Annotated in this window: 22 protein-coding genes; 7 read left to right on the top strand and 15 right to left on the bottom strand. The window is 63.1% G+C overall.

The genetic code is table 11. From position 1 onward, the window contains the following. Positions 1 to 4 precede the first annotated feature (4 nt). The 13 genes from VGG47_RS07275 to VGG47_RS07215 all read right to left on the bottom strand — a co-directional run bounded on the left by VGG47_RS07275 (position 5) and on the right by VGG47_RS07215 (position 14170). A complete protein-coding gene (locus VGG47_RS07275) occupies positions 5 to 835 on the bottom strand; it encodes a beta-ketoacyl synthase chain length factor (RefSeq protein ID WP_331536944.1) in 831 nt (276 codons plus the stop codon). Then, complete coding sequence (locus tag VGG47_RS07270; protein WP_331536942.1) at positions 832 to 2031, bottom strand: beta-ketoacyl-[acyl-carrier-protein] synthase family protein; 1200 nt, start codon at positions 2029 to 2031, stop codon at positions 832 to 834. The genes VGG47_RS07275 and VGG47_RS07270 overlap by 4 nt, the downstream gene beginning before the upstream one ends. After that, complete coding sequence (locus VGG47_RS07265) at positions 2028 to 3245, bottom strand: hypothetical protein (protein ID WP_331536940.1); 1218 nt, start codon at positions 3243 to 3245, stop codon at positions 2028 to 2030. The genes VGG47_RS07270 and VGG47_RS07265 overlap by 4 nt, the downstream gene beginning before the upstream one ends. A gap of 45 nt (positions 3246 to 3290) precedes the next feature. Then, positions 3291 to 3926: an alpha/beta fold hydrolase gene (locus VGG47_RS07260; RefSeq protein ID WP_331536992.1), complete on the bottom strand. Its 636-nt coding sequence runs from the start codon at positions 3924 to 3926 to the stop codon at positions 3291 to 3293. Positions 3927 to 3982: 56 nt separating this feature from the next. Next, positions 3983 to 6358 carry an MMPL family transporter gene (locus VGG47_RS07255; RefSeq protein WP_331536938.1) on the bottom strand — a complete coding sequence of 792 codons (2376 nt, stop codon included), beginning with the start codon at positions 6356 to 6358 and terminating at the stop codon, positions 3983 to 3985. Between the two features lie 154 nt (positions 6359 to 6512). After that, positions 6513 to 7121 (bottom strand): LolA-related protein, encoded by a 609-nt coding sequence (locus VGG47_RS07250; protein ID WP_331536936.1) that lies wholly within the window; start codon positions 7119 to 7121, stop codon positions 6513 to 6515. Next, positions 7118 to 8017, bottom strand: coding sequence for a hypothetical protein (locus VGG47_RS07245; RefSeq protein WP_331536934.1), 900 nt, complete (start codon positions 8015 to 8017; stop codon positions 7118 to 7120). The genes VGG47_RS07250 and VGG47_RS07245 overlap by 4 nt, the downstream gene beginning before the upstream one ends. Beyond that, positions 8014 to 8319: a hypothetical protein gene (locus VGG47_RS07240; protein ID WP_331536932.1), complete on the bottom strand. Its 306-nt coding sequence runs from the start codon at positions 8317 to 8319 to the stop codon at positions 8014 to 8016. The genes VGG47_RS07245 and VGG47_RS07240 overlap by 4 nt, the downstream gene beginning before the upstream one ends. 2 nt (positions 8320 to 8321) lie before the next feature. Further along, on the bottom strand, positions 8322 to 9659 hold the full coding sequence (locus tag VGG47_RS07235; RefSeq protein WP_331536930.1) for an AMP-binding protein: 1338 nt from the start codon (positions 9657 to 9659) through the stop codon (positions 8322 to 8324). 37 nt (positions 9660 to 9696) lie between these two features. Next, the gene (locus VGG47_RS07230; protein WP_331536928.1) at positions 9697 to 10194 is read right to left on the bottom strand and encodes a hypothetical protein; all 498 of its coding nucleotides are present in this window, start codon (positions 10192 to 10194) and stop codon (positions 9697 to 9699) included. 63 nt (positions 10195 to 10257) lie between these two features. Then, positions 10258 to 10533: a phosphopantetheine-binding protein gene (locus VGG47_RS07225; protein ID WP_331536926.1), complete on the bottom strand. Its 276-nt coding sequence runs from the start codon at positions 10531 to 10533 to the stop codon at positions 10258 to 10260. A gap of 713 nt (positions 10534 to 11246) precedes the next feature. Beyond that, positions 11247 to 12833, bottom strand: coding sequence for a phosphoglycerate dehydrogenase (gene serA / locus VGG47_RS07220; RefSeq protein WP_331536924.1), 1587 nt, complete (start codon positions 12831 to 12833; stop codon positions 11247 to 11249). Positions 12834 to 12997: 164 nt separating this feature from the next. Next, a complete protein-coding gene (locus VGG47_RS07215) occupies positions 12998 to 14170 on the bottom strand; it encodes a phosphoserine transaminase (protein WP_331536922.1) in 1173 nt (390 codons plus the stop codon). 162 nt (positions 14171 to 14332) lie between these two features. Here VGG47_RS07215 and VGG47_RS07210 point away from each other — a divergent pair, with 162 nt between their 5' ends. After that, the gene (locus tag VGG47_RS07210; RefSeq protein ID WP_331536920.1) at positions 14333 to 14788 is read left to right on the top strand and encodes an Lrp/AsnC family transcriptional regulator; all 456 of its coding nucleotides are present in this window, start codon (positions 14333 to 14335) and stop codon (positions 14786 to 14788) included. 96 nt (positions 14789 to 14884) lie between these two features. On the opposite strand, the gene VGG47_RS07205 is transcribed toward VGG47_RS07210, so the two are convergent. Beyond that, positions 14885 to 15358, bottom strand: a complete 474-nt coding sequence (locus VGG47_RS07205; RefSeq protein ID WP_331536918.1) for a hypothetical protein — start codon at positions 15356 to 15358, stop codon at positions 14885 to 14887. 242 nt (positions 15359 to 15600) lie between these two features. Continuing rightward, positions 15601 to 17628, bottom strand: coding sequence for a sigma-54-dependent Fis family transcriptional regulator (locus VGG47_RS07200; protein ID WP_331536916.1), 2028 nt, complete (start codon positions 17626 to 17628; stop codon positions 15601 to 15603). 333 nt (positions 17629 to 17961) lie between these two features. On the opposite strand from VGG47_RS07200, the gene VGG47_RS07195 reads away from it, so the two are divergent. The 6 genes from VGG47_RS07195 (at position 17962) to pqqA (ending at position 23653) form a co-directional block, all read left to right on the top strand. Then, complete coding sequence (locus VGG47_RS07195; RefSeq protein ID WP_331536914.1) at positions 17962 to 19842, top strand: methanol/ethanol family PQQ-dependent dehydrogenase; 1881 nt, start codon at positions 17962 to 17964, stop codon at positions 19840 to 19842. Positions 19843 to 19956: 114 nt separating this feature from the next. Further along, the gene (locus VGG47_RS07190; protein WP_331536912.1) at positions 19957 to 20805 is read left to right on the top strand and encodes an extracellular solute-binding protein; all 849 of its coding nucleotides are present in this window, start codon (positions 19957 to 19959) and stop codon (positions 20803 to 20805) included. Between the two features lie 31 nt (positions 20806 to 20836). Further along, positions 20837 to 21586 (top strand): c-type cytochrome, encoded by a 750-nt coding sequence (locus VGG47_RS07185; RefSeq protein ID WP_331536911.1) that lies wholly within the window; start codon positions 20837 to 20839, stop codon positions 21584 to 21586. A 65-nt stretch (positions 21587 to 21651) separates the two neighbouring features. Further along, positions 21652 to 22230: an S-(hydroxymethyl)glutathione synthase gene (gfa, locus tag VGG47_RS07180; protein ID WP_331536909.1), complete on the top strand. Its 579-nt coding sequence runs from the start codon at positions 21652 to 21654 to the stop codon at positions 22228 to 22230. Between the two features lie 15 nt (positions 22231 to 22245). Then, complete coding sequence (locus VGG47_RS07175) at positions 22246 to 23355, top strand: S-(hydroxymethyl)glutathione dehydrogenase/class III alcohol dehydrogenase (protein ID WP_331536907.1); 1110 nt, start codon at positions 22246 to 22248, stop codon at positions 23353 to 23355. Between the two features lie 91 nt (positions 23356 to 23446). Then, positions 23447 to 23653: a pyrroloquinoline quinone precursor peptide PqqA gene (pqqA, locus tag VGG47_RS15615; protein ID WP_408841669.1), complete on the top strand. Its 207-nt coding sequence runs from the start codon at positions 23447 to 23449 to the stop codon at positions 23651 to 23653. Positions 23654 to 23675 lie beyond the last annotated feature (22 nt).

Here is a 23675-nt window from a genome sequence, read left to right as displayed (position 1 = left end):
AGGCTCATGCCGGGCTCCCCGTCTGCTGCCCGGCCCCGGGGGGCATGGGGGTGATCGTCAAATTCAGCGCCATATCGTCCAGGTAGCTCACAATGACCCTGGCCTCTGTGGCGCGCGCCAGGGCGGCCAGCAGCGGCAGGCTGCGCGCCGCGGGCGTGCCTTGCCGCAGCATCTCTAGCCCCGGTGCTACGGCAGATGGCGTTCCGGGTCCGGGATGCAGGTCCAGTTCGACGCTGGCAAATGTCGCTTCGGTGCGCTCCGGAGCAAGCACAAGCGCCGTGCCAAAAACGTCGCCGATCGGCCGCACCGCGCTGAGCGGCCTGGGATAGGGCACGTCATAGGCGATCAGCGCGACCGCATGTCCTTCGGCTGAGACCTGCGCGGCGGCTTCTAGCAGCCCGGCGGCAAAGCTGTCGTCATGGCAGCAGAGGCTGGTTGAGGCGGCCTGCGACCTTGTGGCGATGCTCCAATAGCCCGCCGGGACGTTGTGAACGGAGTTGTGAAACCGTGTAGGCGAAAGCTCACGATTGGGCGAAGCCAGAACGCTCAAGATTTCGTGGATCGTCTCGCCATCTCCGCCCGAAGAGGCAAAGACCGTCGTGGTTTCAGCCGGATCCCGCCTTGCGGCGGAGAACGCCTCGGCCCCGACGGCGAGCGCGATCTTCACGATCTGGGCCGCGCGGCGACGTTCGTTGGCCGGCAGCAGCGCACTCGGCGGCACAATGGCAGGTGCCGGCACATAATCCTGCAGCCCGCCCAGAATCGGCAGGCTCGCCGCCCAGCCGTTGAGCCCGGGACCAAGTAATCCCACGCCTTCGATATAGAGGCGCATCATGCGCCCCGCCCCAAAACCAGGCTGCAATTCACCCCGCCAAAGCCGAAGGAATTGCTCATCACCCGGTCGATGCGCGCTGGCACGCCTTCCAGGACATAGCGGCTCTTAAATCCCGGATCCACGACGCTGGTATGCGGGCTGCCCGGCAGGAAACCATGCTGAATGGCCAGCGCGCTGAAAATGGCTTCGACCACGCCTGAGGCGCCGAGCGTGTGTCCGGTAAACCCCTTGGTCGAACTGCACGGGATGCCGCCGAACAGGCTGGACACCGCGCAATCTTCCGCCGCGTCGCCAACTTGCGTCGCCGTGCCGTGCAGGTTGATATAGTCGATCGCCGCCGGTTCGAGCCGCGCCGCGTCCAGCGCCTGCGCCATCGCCCGCCGCGCGCCGATCCCCTCCGGATGGGGCGACGACATGTGGTACGCATCGGAACTTTCGCCGACGCCCAGAAGATGCACAGTCTCCGCGCCATGCCGGAGGTCGGCGCGTTCCAGCAGCACGAAACCCGCGGCCTCGCCGATGGAAATGCCGCGCCGGTCGGCATCAAACGGCCGGCAGGGCTCCTCCGCCATCAGCCCAAGCGCGTTGAAACCGAACAGCGTGGTGGCGCAGAACGTATCGGCGCCGCCGACGATCGCGGCATCGCAGAGGCCGGCGGAAATCATCCGTGCCGCCGTGCCGAAAACCTTGGAGGTCGCGGCACAGGCCGTGGACACGGCAAAAGCCGGCCCCGCAAGACCAAGGAAGGCGCGGACAAACCGCGCGAGGGCGTAGACGTTATGCGTGCGCGCATAGTCGAAACCGGGCGGCAAGCTCCCGTCCGCCGGCTCACGGTGGCGATACGCGATCTCGCTCTGCAGCAAGCCGGAGGTGCTGGTGCCGGCAAACACGCCGATGCGCCCGGCCCCCAGGCGTTCACGCGCTTCTGCCACTGTCTCCATGAAACAATCCTGCCGCAACGCCAGCGCTACGAGCCGGTTGTTGCGGCAATCGAAGCCGGCGAACGGGCCCTCGAGAGGCGTAGCATCGAGACCGGCGATCTCACCGGCATAAGTCTGGAAAGGAAGCGTCTCGAACCTGCAGGGGGCGAGCCCGCTGCGCCCCTGGCGCAACGCCGCGAGGTTCGCCGCGCGGCCCGCCCCCAGACTGGTCACGAGCGAAAAATCGCTCATCGCCAGGGACGGCGTTTGGGTCATGACACGGCCTCTTCCAGCAATTCCGTTGCCTGATCCAGGCTCGCCAGTTGCGCACGGACCCTCTCAGCTTCGCGTGCGATATAGTGATGATAGGATGCCTCAAACGGCCCAGCTGCGCCGTCACCCGCGCGGCTACGCAGGGCCGCCTCATAAATGGCCGCGAAATGACGAAGATTCGCACGTAGATCGGTATAGCGGGGCTCCGCAAAAATACGCGCAAAATGCCGGCGATAAGGCCCCCAGAACGGGTTTTCGTAGAAGATCAAACGCAGCCTTTCCGTGTCGTACACGTCATTATCGCGAATCGCCGCCCCCACCACCGCCAGAGCGCCAGGTGCGGTGGGCAATATGCCGGTCTGGGAAAACGTGCGCCGGACCAAATGATCGTCATGGATGGCCCGCGCATTATGGATCGGCAAATCGTTCGCCCGCAGCATAAGATCGACGAATTCGTTTTTGGGCACGGGAAAGTTGAACATCGCTAAGGCGGAGAACTGGCCAGTCGGCCACGGCGCCCAGATGCCGGCTTCCGCCAGCGCGTTATGCACCACATGCACGCAATTATTGTTGAAAAGCCGCCAGCGGAACACGCGCTCGCCGTCGCGGTAGGGCGCGTTGAGATTGTTGAGGTAAGCGACGATGGACAGCATGCGCTCATAGTCCAGCGGGATGCGCGCATGATAGGTGTCGCGTCCGAAGTGCACTGCGTAATCGGTCGCGACCGAGATTTCATACATATAATCCCGCTCCGACATGCCGTGCGGCTTGGCGCGGAACAGATGGTCATGAAACTGCACGCCATCGAGCAGCCCGATTTCCTTGGCACGGTCCTGTGTGCGCTCATAAGCTTCGCGCGTCAGGCGTTCGCCGGGCTGGAGCGCGCCCCGCCAGAGAAACTCGCGCCCCTCGGCGGCAACCCAGTTGGCGTTCCGGTAATGCGAATTGACGCTGATGCCGACCCCATTTCTGGCCGGCGCTTCACCGGGCGCGCAGACTTTAAGGGTCGGATAGCCGATGCGGTCGCGGCGTACGCCGTTGAGGTAGAGGAGGCAATGGCCACCCATGCCGCTGCGGACCGGCACGCCGAAACCAGGTTTTTTGCGCAACTCGGAGAGCGCGCACAGTTCCGCATGATAGGGATACAAGCGGTCATAGGCGTCACCTTCCATAGCCGCGGTTTCGCCCTCACCGTACATGTTGCCGTCACGCATCATCCGAGAGATGCCCCTACCCGGCCCATATCTTGCTCCTTCGTCTCGTCATGATATCGGTGGGCGCGTCGCATCGTCCAGCGCCATCGCAAAAGGCGCGCGGTCGAGGATGCGCTGCCAAAGTTTCTTCCACGTCTCCCAATCATGGCCGCCCGCTTCTGTCACGACCGAGGCCTCGGGCAATTGCTCCGCGAGCATCCTGTGCCCTGGGGCGAAGCGGTCACCGCTTCCATAGCCGAGATAAAGTGCTGGAGATGATGGAAAATGAGCAATGAAATTCTGCAGCCAAACCAGCATACGCTTCTCTGTCTCCACGGCGGCCGAGCGAGCAACGGACCAGACCGCCAGGCCGCCCGCTTGTCGGACCTCAGCGATCGTGCCCGGGGTGCCGAGAAACGGCGCGAGCAGGACCAGGCCTTCGACCTGGCCTTCATAGGTGCTGGCATGGAGCAGCGCGCCCATGCCGCCCAGCGAAATGCCGAGCAGCCATATCCGCGTATAGCCCTGCGCCCGTGCCGGTTCGATGACGGTGCGGTGCAAAGCCTCCGCGACGCCGCCATCAAGGTAAAGCTCGATATCCGGGCGCGCGGCGACGATATCGACCGCCAGGCCGCGCGCCTGCACTTCGTCCACCATGCCGTGCATGGCGAACTCGGCCGCCTCCATACCGGCGCCGGGCAGCATCACGAGCAAGACGCGACTCCCGGCAACGCAAGGCGCCTTATATGAGAGGCACGTAATCATGCCTTAGCGGTCCATTCCGGCGTGGCCCCCTGCCCCTCGATACCGCGCGAAAACAACGCGGCGAAGACCAGGCTCAGGAAGGTGCCGATGGCGACCGTTTTGCCGATATCATGCAGCACGGGAATGCTGGACAGTGACATCAGCCCGTAAGCCGACACGGTGCAAAGATTCGCCAGGGCAATGGAGGCCACCGCGCGCTCCCGCGTCTGCGGATTAGTGTCCGCTCGTTCGAAGAACAGGCAGTAATTGGAGCCGACCGCGACAATGAGCAGGAACCCGACGATTTCGAAAATCGAGATTTTTGCGCCGCCCAAAGTGAGAAGCGCCGCGGTCACGATCACCGCGGCGGCCAGCGGTGCGGCAACGGTGACGGCGCGCGCCACCGAACGCAGCCCGATCAGCAGCACGGCGAGGATGGCGAGGCTGCCGATCGAGGCCAGCAACACGGCTTCATGCTGAAAGCTTCGCAGCAACTGGTCGGAGGCCTGGTTCAAATCGACAAATTCAGCTCCGCCGTCGCCGGCCTGCGCGATCGCCGCGGCGACGGCCGCGGGATCGGCGACATCGCGCAGCGGCACGATCACATCCCATTCCCCGCCATTTTGGACCAGCATGGAGCCGAGCCGCAGCGCCAGCGCCGGAGGCAGGCTGGCTTGGGTTATCAAGGGTGCTGTCTTCGCCGCGGCGACATCATGCAAAAACGGCGCGAATGTATCGGCACGAAACGGCAGGCCGACGCTGGCCTGCGCCAAGCGGGTGCTGAGGGTTGGCGCGTCCGGCAGCGCCGCCTGCCGCGCCTTCTGCGTCCCGTCGCTGGGCAGAATGGCGCTGGGCACATCGAAGCCGCCGAGCCGGCCCGACGCGACCAGCCGGCCCAGCGTGGCGGCCAACGCCTCGCTCCGCTGCAGGGCAAGCTGTTCGTCATGGGCCTGGAAGACCGCGAAATAGCGTAGATCAGGCACGCCGAGGTCGTGCCGCAGCGTCTGATCCAGCGCCTGGTCGGAGGCGGGGATGGGGCTCAGATCGGTGAGATTTTCATCCCAAAACGTGCCGCGATGCCACAGGAGCGCAAGCCCGCCTGCCAGCACGGCGAGCATCACGACCGGGCGCAGGCGCCGGCGATGACGCATCACGGCAAGCAGCGGCCGCGCCAGAATGCCGGCACCTTCACCAAAGAAGTTTTGCGGCACCAGATGCGGCAGGACGAAGCGCGTGGTGCCGGCCGCGACAATCAATCCGGCGATCGAGAACAATCCTAGCTGCGCGAAGCCGACAAAACTCGAAAACAGCATGGCGCTGAAACCCACGATCGAGGTCAACACCCCCAGCCGCAGCGTCGGCCAGATGCGCGCGAGCGTGTCATGGGCCTGATCGCCGCGCGCCGTCTGCGTGAACAGATAGATCGCGTAGTCGATCGATTCACCGATGAGCGTCACGCCAAACCCCAGCGTGACACCGTGCACGAAGCCAAAAGCCAGCGACACGGCGGCAATGGCGGCAAGCGCGCCGCTGGCCACCGGCAGAATGCCCAGCAGCAGCACACGCGGCGAACGATAGGCGAAGGCCAGGAGAGCGATCGCGCCGGCAGAAGCGAGCACCGACAAAAGCGTGACATCATGCTTGGTGATATCGCGCGTGCGCACCGCAAACACACCCGGCCCACTCTCAAGCAGCCGCGTTGCCCCGGCATCCGGCACGGCTTTGCTTGCAGCATTGAAGGCGCTGGTGATCAGCGCCAGGTCCCGCGCTTGCGCGTCGATGTCGAACCCCGGCGCCTTGGTATGTACCAGCAGCAGCGCGCTGGCACCATCGGGCGAGACCCACACATTGTCCCGGCTGAGCGGCGCCTGGGCGCTTCCAAGCTGCTGCATCAATCCCATCGTCTCGCCTGTCGGATCGCCGGGCAGGCTTTGCTGGACCAAGGCGCCGAGATCCGAGCCGAGCAACCCGAGATCGTTCACCAGGGCGTCATGCAGGCCCGCCACGGTGAACCGATCGGCGGTGACGTCCGGGCTGAGCAGATAGCGGTTGCGCCAGACAAAATCCTGCACGCCGGCAAAGGATTTGTCATCGCCGTTCAGCACGTCGATGAAGGCCGGCTCCTGCCGCAGCGTCGTGGCCATCGCCTGGCTCACGGCGGCCAGAACCGACACCGGCGCGCCCCTGGCCGCGAGCAGCACGAGACGCGACGCCGCACCTTTATTCACCTGCTCGGTCAGCACCTGCTGCGCCATCGGCGCCGAATGCGGCAGGAACGCCCCCATGTCGGTGCGAAACTGCGTCTTGGTGATCACGACGATGGAGGCAAACAACAGCAACAGCCAAGCGCCAAGCGCCAACGCCCTCGAACCTGATGGCTTTCGATCGATCATGCGCTAGGCCGGGTTCCCAGAGAAAAGAAAGCAGCCGCTTTTTGAAAAAAGCGGCGCAAAAACTTCTTCTCCGCTGGGCCTGTGGCGCTGAAACAGCACGGGCCCAAAGGAGCAAAAAACTACTTTTTGTTCACAAGAAGTAGTCTTCTCCTTCCTAATGGGCATGGCTCGTGTCTTCGGTGATGCCCATTTCTGAATGATCGCCATTGGGGCTGGCCGTATCGATGGCGGTGAGGCGATTTTCGCTGCCCTGAATGAGCATCCATGTGATGAAGCTGGCCGCTTGCGCCGTCTTCGGCTGCAGGAGGAGCTGCCACCCCGCCTCGGTGCCGGTCAGCCTTACGGTGTAAAACCGCTTGAGCATGGGCAGATCGCCGGCGAGCGTTGCCCTTATGCCTTCGACAAGGCCGGCGATTTGTGGGGCTTCGTCCAGCGAGAAACTGTGGGTCTGGTGCTCCGGTCCCCCGGTGATGTCCGCCGTGCCGCGATCCAGGATAAAATCTTCCGGTACGGGCGACAACGTCGTCTTCCGCAGATAATCGGGCGCGACATAGGTCAGCGTGCCGGAGGCCATCAGCGGCGCGTTGAGGACATGAATGGTTTTGCGCTCCTCAAAGCGGCCGGTTGCCGAACGGACCTGTCCTAGCCCCTGCATCAGTTGCGGTAGCCCCCAGGCGGCTGCGTCAGGCTGCGCCAGGGCGCAGGGGGCTCCGGCACACAGGACGCACAGCCACACCGCAACCAGCCTCGAGGTGTGCGTCATGCCCAAAAATCAAAGAAATTGAACCAATTGAACGGCGTCTCACGGCAATAATGTTCAAGCCGTGCGACATAGCGGCGCATCATGCCATCAAGCCGTGCCGAGGCGTCCCGCCCTGGCGGTTCCGACGCATCGGCCAAGATTTCGAAAAACACGTCATAGGTCCGACCGCCCCGATAGCGCCCGACCATCATCACCACCGGGCAGTTAAGCAGCATGGCCATGCGGAACGGGCCTTGCGGAAAACTCGCCGGCGCACCGAGGAATGGGTAACGGGCAAGGTCCTTGCCATCGACATTGCGATCCGCCAGCACGCCGACGAAGTGCCCCCGCTTCAGGCGTTCCGCCACCGTAATCAGTGAATCCAAGCGGCCGACGCCGATTACTTCCGTCTCTAACCGGGGATTGATCGCCGCCAGGGCGGCGCGGGTTTTGCGTGCATTCTCCTCGTACATCAACAAGCTGATGGGCACATCGCCGCGACGGCCAATCGCCCGCGTCACCTCAAAGCTGCCGAAATGCGCGCCGAACAGCAGGCAACCGCCACCGCGCTGCTCGATCTCGCGGACGATCTCCTCGCCATGAACCTCGATGTCGAATTCATGGCTTTGCTCGTTCAGGAGAAAGACGCGGTCAAGCACGCAGGAAGCGAATGTCAGAAAATGCGCAAAGATATCGGCAAGACGCGGCCGGCGCCCCAACGCCCGCGCCAGATAGGCACGCGAACTACGTGACGAGGCGGGAGACGAGACAAGAAAATACAGGCAGATCGGATACAGAAACAACCGTGCCGCACGCCGCCCGAGGCGCAGGGCGATCCAGACGCCAAGCTTAACCAGCGGCAGCGCGCCGCGCTCGGGGCGCGCTGCCCATTCCTGAACAAGCAGCTTCTCTGTCACGCCGGCACCGGATTGATTTCAAGCAGGCCCGACACGGCTGTTCCACTCCCGGCCAGTTCGCACTCAAACTTGACCGTGGCAGGACTGAGACATTGCCAGCGCAAATTCAAGCTTGTCCCGGGGCATACCGGGCGCAGAAATTTCACGGCGCGAATCATGACTGGCTCATGACCCAGCGCGCCGGCAATGGCGGCCACCACCGCGTCCAGCAGCACCGCACCGGGAATGATCGGGTTGGAGGGGAAGTGTCCCGCCGCGGTCGGATGATCAGCCGCGAAATGAAGCGCAAGTGATTGCCACATCGCTACGTGTTCCGCCTGAGGCCGGCCAGCCGCAGCAGCGCCTCACGCGGCAATTTGCCGAGCGCGTTGCGCGGCAGCTCATCGACCAGGACAAGCGGCCGCGGCAGGAAGGTCGCGTCGATCCGTTCGCGCAGTGCTTGCAAAATCGTCTCGACGCGCAGTTCCGGTGCGACGGCCAGCGCCATCAGCCGTGCGACGCGCTCACCGTCAGTTTCCTCCATAAGAAAGACACCGTCCTGCACGCCGGCGATGCTCAGAAGCTGATGGTTGAGATCCGCCAGCGACGTTCGCTTGCCGGCAATGTTCACAAGATCGCCCGAGCGATCGCCCAGGACAAAGTTCTTGGGGCCGATCCGCTCGATCATATCCTGCAGCAGCGCCGTGCCCTCCACTGCAGCGCCGCCGGCCCAGGTGCCGTGTTCGTCCTGGGTCAGATCCACGCCATCCAGGCACTGCCACTGCGTTTCATGCACGGTGCGGCGCGTCGCCACCTGCCCGGCCTCGGTGCAGCCGTAGATCTCGATGAGCGGCGCTGCGAAGCAGCTTTCCGCCTGCGTCGCGAGTGCGATCGGCAACGGCGCGGTCGCTGACAGGATGAGATCGACCGGCGGCATGCCATCGGGCTCGCCCACCAGGGCCCGAAGATGCACCGGCGTCGTGACCAGGATGCGCGGCCGGGGCGATCTTTCGATCGCGGCGCGGACATCGCCAGGGTAGAGCGGCCAATCCGCGTCAATGATCAGCCCGTGCTGAAGGCCGAGCAGGATTGTCGATTCGATCCCATAACTATGGTGGTGTGGCACCGTGCCGATCAAAGTGGCGCCGCGGAGCCCTGAAATCCCCAGCCGCTGCCCAGCCGCCTGTGCGCTCCGCACGAGCACGCCCCAGGACTTTTGCGCCGGCTTTGGCCGGCCCGTCGACCCCGAGGTGAAAAGAATCAAAGCGGGCTGATCATCCGGCACCACCAATAAATCGGGGGTCGTGCCATCGCTTTCAAGATCGTCAGGATAGGCCAAGCTCGGCAGCGGCAAACTGGAGGCATCGGTCAGGGCGTAAAGATCGGGATAATCCTCCGCCACCGCTTTCAAAATGCCGGGTGCGTCGCTCGACGGCATCAAACTGATCTGCTGGCGACTCAGCGCGGCGGCGAAACCGACCATGAACCGATACCGGTCCGTGCAGGCATTGAGAATGTATTTATGGGATGGCAAGCGCGCCGCGAGTGCGGCGACATCGCGCGTGAATTCGGCCCGACGAATCTGCCGTTGCCCGCGAACGGCAATGATGTCGTGATCATCATGCCGCGCGATCGCCGAGCAGCCATCATCTGCCAAGGTCATTTTGCAATTCATAGCGGCATCTCTTTGACTTCGGTCATCAGAGGGAAATCGCCGTTTCCTCACGTGGCTTCCTGATCTCGGCGACCATGTTCAGGATCACGGCAAGAGAATGTCGAGGCGGATTTTGCAGACAGCGGAGCCGGCACGCATACTCGGCCGAAAACATCGCCACGACCAAAGGAATATCAAGAATGTTGACGAAAAATGACCACACCACCAGCGGCGCGAAGCAAAACAGCGCGATCGACGTGACAAGCTGTACAGCAAAAAAACATGCCCAGGCGATCGTGACGCGGCGCGTATAGAGCGCCAGTTCACCGGATAAATCACCATGCATCCTGCGCGCCATCGCGGTGATGAGGGGCTCGCGACCGCGCCGCAGCGTCCGCGCGAACATGAGGAAGAGACCGCTATAGATCGCCCAGTGCATCAGCGCCGAGACCGTAACGAAACCGAGCTTGAACAGCACGCCAAAGCTCAGCACCGGGGCAAGGCGAACGTGGCTTGTCTCGACGATCGTCAGATGAAACACCACCGGCAGGATGCATAACGCCAGGACAGGTAAAAGCCGCTTACACCGGGCTGCCGCATTCCGCATCTACGGCGCTCGGTGGCGCTGAATGAATGCGCTGAGGCTACGCAGCGAGCTGAAAATCTGGGTATTGTTCTCGTCGTCGGCGCGCAGCTTCACGCCAAACTGCTGCGACACGACGAGCGAAATTTCCAGCATGTCGATCGAATCCAAACCGAGCCCTTCGCCATAAAGCGGCGCCTCAGGATCGATCCCGGCAGCTGGTACTTCGAGATTGAGCGTCGTGACGATCAGCTGTGCGAGCTCAGCTTCCTGAACGGTTTGGGTGATGCTCTCAACCATCACACGCACTCCACGATGGAGATGGGCCGCCTGCCCAGGTCGGACCAAGCCACAAACGCGATCCAACGACTTCCGGCAGGAAATTCCACAGCTAGTTTCTCCAATCTTTTCTAGACTTTAGCAAAACGTCCTCCGATTGCAAGTTGCGCACAGCACCTCCGCGTGGAACGGGGGACAAGTTCCCAGCTCCAGTTCCGAGGAGGCAGGCCTTCCCGAGCTGGGCCGACCGTACCGGCGCTTTGATTAGCGTTGTTTCAGCCCTACACAAGTGGTACTTTCCCCAAAATTTCGTAATGCGGGGGAAGGCTTTTCCATGAGACGCCCTTCAGGAATCCTTCTGGTAGCCTCGCCAGCTTCCGCCGGGCCGGGGTGGCTTCGGCACAGACAGAGGCAAAGCCGCCAACTTCAGACAACGTCGCGCAAGAGTTTAAAACCGGCGCAAACTTGACATAGGAGGCTCTTAAGGACGGTGCGGCCTCGGTTGCCGCCCGAGTCAACGGCGGCCGGAGCTCTTCGTCGACAAACTAGAGAAGACTTCTTTTTGTGAACAAAAAGAAACAAAAAAACTTTGCTATGCTGGGTCATGGGCGGCGTCGGCGATAATGCCCATGACCCAGCATAAAAGAAGTTTTTGCGCTGCTTTTTTCAAAAAGCGGCTACTTTCTTCTCTCCGAAAACAAAAAAGGCCGGGGCGAACCCCGGCCGTTTTCAATTCAGAACGACAGCGTGGTCGCCTGCATCACCAGCGGCAGCTCGCGCACTTTGGCCAGCACCGCGTCCGGCGTGTTGCCATCGGTGGAGACCAGGCAGATCGCATCCTCGCCCTCGGCGGCGCGGCCGAGATGGAAGGTGGCGATGTTCACCCCGGCATCGGCCAGGGTCATGCCGAAGCGGCCGATGAAGCCCGGCTTGTCCTTGTTGGTGACGTAGAGCATGTGCGGGGCGAAATCCGCCTCGACCTTGATGCCCTTGATCTCCACCAGGCGCGGCCTGCCATTGCCGATCAGCGTGCCGGCCACCGAGCGGGTCAGGCCCTCGCTCGTCACGGTGATACGCACCAGGCTCTGATAGTCGCCGACACGATCATGCGTGGCCTCGGACACTTCGATGCCGTGGTCGCGCGCCAGAACCGGGGCGGACACCATGTTCACCCCTTCCATCACCGGACCGAGCAGCCCGGCCAGGGCCGCGGCACCAAGCGGGCGGTGGTTCAGCGGGGCGGCGGCGCCCTCATATTCGATCAGCACGCGCTGGATCGACCCTTCCCGGGCGGAGGTGAGCTGGCCGGCGAAACCGCCCAGCAGGCGGCACAGATCCATATAGGGGCGCAGGCGCGGCGCTTCCTCGGCGGAGACGCTCGGCATGTTCAGCGCGTTGGTCACCGAGCCGGCGAGCAGGAAATCGCTGATCTGTTCGGCCACCTGCAGCGCCACATTCTCCTGCGCCTCGGTGGTTGCGGCCCCAAGATGCGGGGTGCAGATCACGTTCTCCAGCTCGAAGAGCGGGCTCTCCGTGGCGGGTTCGGTCTCGAACACGTCCAGCGCGGCACCGGCGACATGGCCGGATTTCAGCGCGTCGTACAAAGCCGCCTCATCGACCAGCCCGCCGCGCGCGCAGTTGACGATGCGCACGCCCTTGCGGGTCTTCGCCAGCGCCTCGCGGGAGAGGAGGTTGCGGGTCGCGTCGGTCAGCGGCGTGTGCAGGGTGATGAAATCCGCCTTCGCCAGCACGGTCTCGAGATCGGCCTTCTCCACGCCCAGCTGCACGGCGCGCGCCTCGGTGAGGTACGGGTCATAAGCCAGCACCTTCATCTTCAGCCCGACCGCGCGGTCGGCGACGATGGAGCCGATATTGCCGCAGCCGATCAGGCCCAGCGTCTTGGCGGTCAGCTCGACGCCCATGAAACGGTTCTTCTCCCACTTGCCGGCCTTGGTGGAGACCGTGGCCTCCGGCAGTTGGCGGGCGAGCGCGAACATCATGGCGACGGCGTGTTCCGCGGTGGTGATGGCGTTGCCGAACGGGGTGTTCATCACCACCACGCCGCGGGAGGTGGCGGCTTTCACGTCGACGTTATCAACGCCGATGCCGGCGCGGCCGACGACTTTCAGGCGGGGCGCGGCTTCCAGCACCTCGCGGGTGACCTTGGTGGCGGAGCGGATGGCGAGGCCGTCATATTCGCCGATGATGGCGCGCAGTTCGGCAGGGGCGAGGCCGGTCTTCACGTCGACCTCGACGCCGCGCTCCTTGAAGATCGCGATCGCGGCGGGCGACAATTTGTCGCTGATCAGGACTTTTACCATGATGAGAGATTCCGTTTGGGAGGAAGTAAGGAAGGGCTTCTTTTTTGGAAAAAAGAAGCAAAAAACTTTTGTCCCGCTGGGGCATGGGCTTTGTCGGCGACAACGCCCATGCCCCAGCATTAATAAAGTTTTTTTGCTTCTTTTTGTTCACAAAAAGAAGAAGCCTAAAACTCAGCCTTCACCGTATCGATTGCGCAATCGATCCAGGGCAACAGCGCCGCGAGGTCGGACGTCTCGACCGTGGCGCCGCCCCAGATGCGCAGGCCCGGCGGGGCGTCGCGATACGCGCCGGCGTCCAGAGCCACGCCCTCTTTTTCCAGCAGGGTCGCGACGGCCTTCGCCGCCTTGGCCTGGCCTTCTTCGTTCAGCGCAGCGAACCACGGTGCGGTGATGGCCAGGCAGATCGAGGTGCAGGAGCGCGTCTCCGGCACTTCCGCGAGGAAGCGCACGCGCGGATTGCCCTCGACCCAGCCGGCAACGGCGGCGAGATTGGCCTTGCAGCGGGCGATCAGCCCGGGCAGGCCGCCGACGCTCTCGGCCCAGCGCAGGCCGTCAAGCGCGTCCTCGACGCAGAGCATCGACGGGGTGTTGATCGTTTCGCCAACGAAAATCCCCTCGCTCAGCTTGCCACCCGAGGTCAGGCGGAACACTTTCGGCAGCGGCCAGGCCGGCTTGTAGGTCAGCAGCCGCTCCACCGCGCGTGGGCTGAGCGCCAGCATGCCATGCCCGCCCTCACCGCCCAGCACCTTCTGCCAGCTCCAGGTGACGACATCCAACTTGTCCCACGGCAGATCCATGGCGAAGGCGGCGGAAGTGGCGTCGGCAATCACCAGCCCTTCGCGGACCGCGGGAATGAAATCGCCGGAGGGAAAACACACGCCCGAGGTGGTGCCGTTCCAGGCCAACACGACGTCGTGCGAAAAATCGATCTCCGCCAGGTTCGGCAGGCGGCCATAAGGGGCCTTGAGCACGCGGGCGTCGGCGAGCTTCAGCTGCTTCACCACGTCGGTCGCCCAGGCCTCGGAGAAACTCTCATGCGCCAGCACGTCGACCGGGCGCGCGCCCAGCATCGACCACAGCACCATCTCTACCGCCCCGGTATCGGAGCCCGGCACGATGCCGAGACGCCAGCCTTCCGGCATGCCGAGAACTGCCCGCGAGCGGGTGATCACCTCGGCCAGCTTGGCCTTCGGTCCCTTGGCGCGGTGGCTGCGGCCCAGGGTCGCATCCTTCAACGCTTCCAGGCTGAAGCCGGGACGCTTGGCGCAGGGGCCAGATGAAAAATAGGGAACGGCGGGACGGATCGCCGGCTTTGCGGCGACAGAAAGATCTGCCATAAAAACTCTCCCTTACAGAAGAAAAGCGCCCCATTGGGGGGGCGTGACCCGGGGCGGCCTCTAGCGCGGTTTCTGCACCGCCGCAATAGTCGGTTTTCCTGGTCTCGCTTCTCGCGCCAACTCAGTCCATAAGAAATAACCAACCATGTCAGCTGCTCTATCATGAATGACCTCGACACAATCGACCGCGCCATCCTCCGCCTCCTCGCCAAGGATGCCTCGCTGTCGCTGAACGACATCGCCGACAAGGTCGGCCTCACCGCCACGCCGTGCTGGAAGCGCATCAAGCGCATGGAGGAAGCCGGCGTGATCCGCGCCCGGATCGCGGTGCTGGATGCCGACAAGCTCGGCCTGCCGGTCTCGGTGTTCGTCTCGGTGGAGACCGCCGACCACTCCGCCTCATGGCTCGCGGCCTTCGCGGCGCTGGTAGAGGAGACGCCGGAGATCGTCGGCGCCTGGCGCATGAGCGGCGACGTGGATTATCTGCTGCACGTGATCGTGCCGGACATCGCCGCCTATGACTCGTTCTACCGGCGGCTAATCGCAGCCCTCCCGCTGCGCAACGTCTCCTCGCGCTTCGCCATGGAACGAATGAAGAACGGCGCGCTGCCTATTTGAAGGAAGACTACTTTTTGTGAACAAAAAGTAGCAAAAAAACTTTGTTAATCTGGGCCATGGGCGTTGGCGCCGCCCATGGCCCAGCATAACAAAATTTCAGATCCGCCGGGAACGGCGCGCGAAGACGCGGCGGCGGAGCAGAAACGAGTCCAGTCCAAAAACATGGCCGGCGCGCTTGATCAGCAGAAGCAGGATAATCCCGGCAAACAGCAGATCCGGGCCGACGAAGACATAAAACGGGCCGTCGTCGAACGGCCAATCCATATGCGCCAGCCAGAAGATCAGCATGAGCAGAATCCCGAACGGCGCGCTGAACGGCACCAGCGCTCCGAACACGAACGAGATGCCGAGCAGCACCTGCCCCCATGAGACCAGTAGGCTGACGAAGGGCGCCACGCCGGGACCCGTGAAAACGGCGAAAACGTGGTGAAAGGTTTGCGTATGCGAAAGGAACGGTACGACACTGAAATGCGGCGTCAGCACCTGCTTCAGACCGGCATGCAAAAAAATCCAGCCGACGGCGACACGGAAAAACAAAACAAGCCCACGTTCCAGGGGGTCTTCTCCCATTCTCTTTTCCTCCTGCCGACGACCCGCGGCGCCGTGAAGACCGTTAACTCCACGAACTATCTGTCATTTACATTTGTAGCATAGATGGCGCCGGCGCAAGCGCAGGGAAAAGGCTTCTTTTTGTGAACAAAAAGAAGCAAAAAAACTTTTTTAATCTGGGCATGGGCGGTGTCAGCGACAACGCCCATGCCCCAGCATAACAAAAATTTTTGCGCCGCTTTTTTTAAAAAGCGGCCACTTTCCTAGTTTTCCGGGGTCACCGGCGGCAGCAGCCCATAACGCCGCAGCTTGCGGTACAGCGTATTGCGACTGATCCCGAGCGCGTTGGCGGTGCTGGTAATGCGCCAGTGCTGGCGCTCGAGTTCGCTGAGAATCAGCGCATGCTCGGTGGGGTTGGCCGGTTCGGCGTGATCCTCGGGCCCGCGCCCCCGGGCCTGTGCCCCCCAGCTGCCACGCGCCAACGCGCCGGGCAGATGGCTCACCTCCAGCGTCCCGCTCTCGGCAAAAGCGATGGCGGTGCGCAGGGCGTTGCGCAATTCACGGATATTGCCCGGCCAGGCATAGAAGGACAGGATCTCGCGCGCCGCCGGCGCGATCGCGATCGGCACGCCGCCATTCTCCTCACACGCCACGCGCTCGATCAGCGCGGCGCGATCGGCGCGGAAGCGCAGCGCCGGCAGGGTCAGGGACATGCCGTTCAGCCGGTAGAACAGATCCATGCGGAAGTCTCCGCGCGCCACCTGCGCCTCCAAATCCTCGTGCGTGGCACTGATCACGCGGATGTCCACCGGGATCGGCGTGGCGCTGCCCAGCGGCACGATCTCTTTTTCCTCCAGCAAGCGCAGCAGCCGTGCCTGGATAGAGAGCGGCATGTCGCCGATCTCGTCGAGAAACAGCGTGCCGTGATGCGCAGCCAGCGCCTTGCCACGCATGCCCCCGGCGCGCGCGCCAGTGAAGGCGCCGGCCTCATAACCGAACAGCTCGCTCTCGATCAGGGCTTCCGGGATCGCGGCACAGCTCATGACGATGAACGGCCCTTCGCGCCGGTCACTGGCCGCGTGTATCGCACGCGCAAACGTGTCCTTGCCGGTGCCGGTCTCGCCCAGCAGCAGCACATGGATGTCCTTGTTCATCACACGCTCGGCGCGCCAGACGTTTTTCAGCATCACCGGATCTTCGCCGGCCAGCGCCAGCAGCGTGGCGTTTTGCCGTAGTGGCACCGCAGGGCGCACGCCCCCCGGACTCCGCAGGCCGCGCGCGCCGCGCAGCCGCGGCGGCGTCGCCGCGCGCAGGCTCACAAACCCATGGCCGTTCTGCCCGTAGGCGAGCGGCCAGGCGGCCATCGGCTGCGTCTCGGCGTAGGCGAACAGCCGCTCCGGGGTGATGTCGAAGAGGTCGGAGATGCTGCGTCCTACCAGCGCCGAACGGCTGCTGAAGCCGAGCCGGTTGGTGACCGTGCCGTCCGCCGCCAGCACCCGCCCGGCCTCGTCGACCGCCAAAAGTGATTCGTAGGGCAGCCCGAAAAATTCGGGCTGCTCGTGAAAATGCATGACCAGCGCCTCGCGGTATTGCTGCGCGAAATGCAGCTGCTCGATGATGCGCGCCGACATCGCGACCAGCGCCCCGGTCGCCGCCTGGCTGGCACGGCTGTCCTTGCAGTCGAAGAAGGAGATGTCGAGCGCACCGAGGAGCTCACCCTCGGCATTCCAGATCGGCGCGGCTGAGCAACTCATTTCGCGGTTGCAGCAGAAAAAATGGTCCTCCCGATGCACCAACCGGGCGCGGCCATCATGCACACAGGTGCCGGGTCCGTTGGCGCCGACATGCCGTTCATCCCAGAGAAAGCCCGGCCGCATATGGGCTTCGTGCGCGTCGCTGGTGGATGCGGGATTGGTGAGCACTTCAAGGATCGTCGCCTCGGCGTCGACCAGCATCAGCGCGAAACGCGCCGAGACGCTGTTCGGCTGCACGATCTGCTGGTTCAACTGCTCGAACAGCCGGCGCATCTCGCCCCATCCGACCAGTTCGAACAAGGCCAGCGCCTCGCGCCGGTGTTTCAGCGCCGTGCCGCCGATATGCTCGGGCACCGGCCGCCCCCCGGGATCGAGCCGGTACATCTCGGTGCAGCGCTGCCAGGCCGCGTCGATATAGCCGGTGCGGCGCGGCTTGGCGCCATGCAACGCCCGCGCAGACAGGATCTCAGCCGCTTCTTCACCGTCACCCGCGCCGGAAGCGGCGAGTGGCGGGACGTTCCTCGTGGCGTGGACCATCGGTTTTCCCTGGACCCGCGTTTTGCTTTCACTAGCAGATTTCACGCGAAGGGTCGATGCATCAGCGTCAAACGCCGAACAATTTGCCCGCGCGGCACAGAGTGTCACGGCCCGAAGCCACTGGCACGGGACGGTGACACATCAAAAACCCCGTCTTTCCGCGGCTTTGCGCGGCATCGACACGCGATCACGCGTTGGCACGGTGCTTGCTGAGCACTTACGCTGTCCGGGCTTCTGCCCCCGGATCGACGCTCATCCGGGAACTCCGGTGCTGATTCATAATAATCGGCGGGACATGCCGTCTGCTGTGGCGCCGCACAATGGAGGAACGTAATGAAGAAATTGAGATTTCTGCTGCGTGGCGCCTCACTGAAAGTGACAGCGCTCGGCCTGTTCGGCGCCGGCGCGCTGGTGCTGGGGGCACAGGCCCAATCAACGATGAGCTCATCCTCGATGGGCATGTCGGCGACGGGGTCATCCGCCGCATCGCTGGATACTATGTCGAAGGACGCCAATCAGTGGGTGATGCCGTCCGGTAACTACGCGAACTGGCGCTACAGCAAGCTCGCCCAGATCAACGCCAGCAACGCGAAAAACCTGCAGGTCGCCTGGACCATGTCGACCGGCACCAACCGCGGCCTGGAAGGCCAGCCGCTCGTGGTCGGCAACATGATGTACTACGTGACCTCCTATCCGAACAATGTCTATGCGATCGACCTCGACCATGTCGACCAGATCGCCTGGCAATTCACCCCGCCCGCGAATGAGGACGCTCCCCCGGTCGCCTGCTGCGACGTGGTCAATCGCGGCCCCGCTTATGCCGACGGCAAGCTGTTCATGGCTGCGCTCGACGGAACGGTGTTCGCGCTCGACGCCAAAACCGGCAAAGTGATCTGGAAGGCGACCAACGCCGATCCCAAGCAGGGCCAGACCGTGACCGCAGCACCACTGGTGATCGGCAACAAGGTGATGGTCGGCGTCTCCGGTGGCGAATACGGCGTGCGCGGCTATATCAGCGCGTTCGACACGGATACCGGCAAGCTGCTCTGGCGCGGCTATAGCGAGGGCCCGGACAGCGACACGCTGATCAATGCCGACACCACCATCGACGGCGCCACCGGCCAGCCAGTCGGCGCGGATTCCAGCACGAAAACCTGGCAGGGTGACGAGTGGAAGTACGGCGGCGGCACCACCTGGGGCTGGTTCTCCTATGATCCGAAGCTGAACCTGCTGTATTACGGCACCGGCAATCCCGGCACCTGGAATCCCAGCCAGCGCCCGGGCAAGAACCGCTGGTCGATGACCATTTTCGCCCGCAACCCGGATACCGGCGAAACGAAATGGGTCTACCAGATGACCCCTCATGACGGCTGGGACTATGACGGCGTGAACGAGATGGTGCTGGTGCCGGTCGACTATCAGGGCCACCAGGTGCCGGGCCTCGTGCATTTCGACCGCAACGGCTTCTCCTACGTGCTGAACCGGGAAACCGGCAAGCCGCTGGCGATCCATAAATATGATCCGTCGGTGAACTGGGCCACCGGGATCGACCCGACGACCTATGAGCCGATCGTCAATCCGGCGAAGATGACCACGGAGAACAAGAACGTCACCGATATCTGCCCAGCCTCGCAGGGCGACAAGGACGAGCAGCCGGTCTCCTACGACCCGAACACCAAGCTGTTCTACGCACCGCTCAACCATCTCTGCATGAGCTATCAGGCGTTCAACGTGAAATACATGGCGGGCTTCCCCTATGTGGGCGCGCTGGTGAACATGACCCCGGGCCCGGGCGGCTATCGCGGCCGCTTCATCGCCTATGATCCCATGACCGGCGAGACCAAGTGGGAAAACCACGACATGTTCCAGGATTGGGGCGGGGCGCTGACCACCGCCGGCGGGGTCGGTTTCTACGGCACGCTGACCGGCCAATTCCAGGCGGTCGATCTGAAGAGCGGGCACATCCTGTATTCGTTCAAATGCCCATCCGGGATCATCGGCAACCCGATCACCTACATGCATGACGGACGGCAATATCTCGCGGTCCTGAGCGGCGTCGGCGGCTGGGCGGCGATCGGCATGACCAACAACCTGCATGAGTCGACAGCCGGACTCGGCGCGGTCGGGCTGAACGCCTCGCTGAACAACTACACCAATCTCGGCGGCACATTGATGGTCTTCGCGCTGCCCACGACCGTCGCCAGCGCGGACTGACACGGCACCGAACCAGCCTGGGTTCTGACCAAAAAAAGCCCAGGCTGGCCTCTTTGGCGCCGGTGACGCCGATCGCGCGCCCTCGAACCGCCTCCAGAACAAAGGAAATGAGCTATGCCAAGAACCCTCCCCCATGTGCTGCCGCTCGCGGCGCTCATCGGCCTCGCCGCACCGCTGGCTGCGCACGCGCAGGGCGCTGCGAACAACCATGTGCTGCGCGTCTGTGCCGACCCCGACTATCTGCCCTTCTCCAACAGCGCCGGACAGGGTTTCGAGAACAAAGTTGCCGAGGTGCTCGCCAAGACCATGGGCCGCACGTTGGAATATCACTGGGCGAGCTATCGCGGCAAAGGCGGATTTTCCAATTTCCTCGCCGATAATCTCGATGCCGGCAAATGCGACGTGGTGATGAACCTGCCTTACGGCGACAACGAGGAGGGCTACACCAACCCCTATTACACCTCCTCCTACGTGTTCATCAGCAAGACCGACAAGAATTACGACATCACCTCGATGACCGCGCTGACGCGGCACCCGGTGACGATCGGCTTTGAGGAGGACACCACGCCGGAGACGGCGCTGCAAATGCTCGATCTCACGCAGAACGCCGTGATCTTCCATATCGCCGACGACCCGACCGCCTCCCCGGAACAACTTTTGCAAGCGGTGGAAACCGGTCGCGTGGGCGTGATGATCACCTGGGAGCCGGCGATCGGCGCCTTCCTGAAGAATTATCCCGATCTCACGGTGACGCCGGTGCCCACCGAGGAATACGGGCCGGGCCTGCCGCAGGTGAGCTACACCTATCCGATGGCGCTCGGCGTCCGCGCCAAAGACACCGAGATGAAGACCGCGCTGAATGCAGCGTTGGCCACGAGCAAGCCGCAGATCGAGGCGATTCTCGCCGACGCCAACGTCAAATCCTACAAACCGCCGGCTTCAGTGAATTACACCAATCAGTGATTTCAGACGTCATTTTTTGAAGGCACGCACGATGATCATTCGCGCACTCCCCCGGACGTTTTTGCTCAACCTTTCGGCTCTGGGGGTCATGGGCTTCACCCTGCTCGCCTGCATGGCGGTGGCGATGGCTGCCGATGACTCCGCGCCCGGCGAGGCCGCCGCCAAAGCCAGCGACTGTTTTTCCTGTCACAGCACCGACCAAAAACTGGTCGGCCCGGCTTTCACCGCCGTCGCGCAGAAATTCGCCGGCCAGCCCGGTGCGGCAAGCACGCTGGAAGGCGCGATCAAGAACGGCCATGTCGGCACCTGGGGACAGATCCCGATGCCGGCGCATCCGCAGCTGAGCGACGCCCAGCTGCAACAGATCGTCGCCTGGATCCTTTCGCTGAAGGCGCCGAAATCTGCCGCAACCGCGGCGCCGGGCCAGACCTACACCACCACGGTCAACGGCAAGCCGGTCACCACCAGCTTCCCGATCTTTCAGCCGGGCACACAAAAAGTCACGCAACCGGTATTCCGTGGCTATGAGCTGTTCGACTCCTACTGCTTCCGCTGCCACGGCTCCGATGCGGTGGGCGGCGAGTACGCGCCAAACCTGCGGGCTTCGCTGAACAACGGCATGACGGAAAGCCAATTCCTCTCGATTGCCATGGAAGGCCGCAAGGCGCAGGGCATGCCCGCCTGGGCCGGCTTCTTCTCGCCGCAGGATATCGACGCGATCTATCAATACACGAAGGCCCGCGCGATCGGCGCGGTCGACACCGGCACGCCTCCGCAATAGCCGCAGCAATAGCCTCAGCAGTCCGTCCCCCCGCTTCCCAACGTTACCGGAAAGGACCAAAAAAAATGGCCAACCACATCTCGCTTCACCCGTCCATCGACAACGCCATCAAGCCCAGCGATGCGCATTTTGCCGGCGGCACGCTGCATTGCAAATGCGCGACCGATCAGGTGGTGGTGCAGGTCGCCGCGCAGACCATGCACAACCACGCCTGCGGCTGCACCAAATGCTGGAAGCCCGCGGGCGCGAAATTCGCGGTGATCGCGGTGGTGCCGCGTGACGCGGTCAAGGTGATCGCCCATGAGGAGAAGCTGCACATCATCGACCCGTCGGCCACCATCCAGCGCCATGCCTGCAAGGTCTGCGGCGTGCACATGTATGGGCGCATCGAGAACAAGAACCATCCGTTCTACGGGCTGGATTTCGTGCATACCGAACTCTCCGACCAGAGCGGCTGGTCGGCGCCGGAATTCGGCGCTTTCGTGTCCTCGGTGATCGAGAGCGGCACCGCCCCGTCGGAAATGGGCGCCATTCGCGCCCGGCTCAAGGAACTCGGGCTGGAACCCTATGACTGCCTGTCACCGCCGCTGATGGACGCCATCGCCACCCATGCCGCCAAGGCATCGGGTGTGCTGCACGCCTGAGAAAGGAATCGCGCCATGGAAACGCGCGCAGCAATCGCCTGGCAGGCGGGAAAGACCCTCGACCTCGGCATGGTGAAGATCGACGCCCCGAAAGAGGGCGAGGTGATGGTGGAAGTGAAAGCGACCGGCATCTGCCATACGGACGAGTACACCCTCTCCGGCGCCGATCCGGAAGGGTTGTTCCCGGCGATCCTCGGCCATGAGGGCGCCGGGATCGTCGTGGAAATCGGCCCTGGTGTTACCAGCGTGAAACGCGGCGACCACGTGATTCCGCTCTACACGCCGGAATGCCGCAACTGCAAATCCTGCCTGTCACGCAAGACCAATCTCTGCACCGCGATCCGCGCCACCCAGGGCAAGGGGGTAATGCCCGACGGCACTTCCCGCTTCTCCTGCAAGGGCGCGCCGGTGATGCACTATATGGGCTGCTCGACCTTCGCGAATTTCACGGTCCTGCCGGAGATCGCGGTGGCCAAAGTGCGCGAGGACGCGCCGTTCGAAAAAATCTGCTACATCGGCTGCGGCGTCACCACCGGCATCGGCGCGGTGATCAACACCGCGAAAGTGCAGCCGGGCGACAATGTCGTGGTGTTCGGCCTCGGCGGCATCGGCCTCAACGTCGTCCAGGGCGCGCGGCTGGCCGGCGCTAACATGATCGTCGGCGTGGACCTCAACAACGGCCGCAAGGAGATGGCGGAAAAATTCGGCCTGACGCATTTCGTCAACCCGTCCGAGATCGGCCAGGATCTGGTGCCCTACCTCGTCAACCTCACCGATGGCGGCGCGGACTATTCCTTCGAGTGCATCGGCAATGTGAAAGTCATGCGCCAGGCGCTGGAATGTTGCCATCGCGGCTGGGGCACGTCGATCATCATCGGCGTCGCCGGCGCGGGCCAGGAAATTTCCACCCGCCCGTTCCAGCTCGTCACCGGCCGCAACTGGCGCGGCACGGCCTTCGGCGGCGCACGCGGCCGCACCGATGTGCCGAAAATCGTCGACTGGTACATGGACGGCAAGATCAACATCGACGACCTGATTACCCATGTGATGCCGTTCGAGAAAATCAACGAAGGGTTTGAATTGATGCGCCGCGGCGAAAGCATCCGCAGCGTGGTCGTTTATTGATTTAAAGGAAGGAAAGGCTACTTTTTGTGAACAAAAAGTAGCAAAAAAACTTTGTTAATCTGGGTCAAGGGCGTTGGCGGGGATAACGCCCATGGCCCAGAGCAATAAAAAATTTTTGCGCCGCTTTTTTAAAAAGCGGCCACTTTCCGTGACATGCGTCGAAAATCAGTTTATAAACCGTAGCTGTCTCCTTGAACAACAAACAAACAAAGGAACAATCACAATGTGGCATAAACCCGTAATGACCGAAATCTGCATCGGCGCCGAAATCAACAGCTACGTTTCCGCCCGCAGATAGCAAGTAGAGTGCGTCCAAGCAC

The sequence above is a fragment of the Acidocella sp. genome (assembly GCF_036489515.1).
GTDB lineage: Bacteria > Pseudomonadota > Alphaproteobacteria > Acetobacterales > Acetobacteraceae > Acidocella.
The sequence above is the reverse complement of the archived record's forward strand: the minus strand, read 5'-3'. Positions and strand labels throughout refer to the sequence as shown.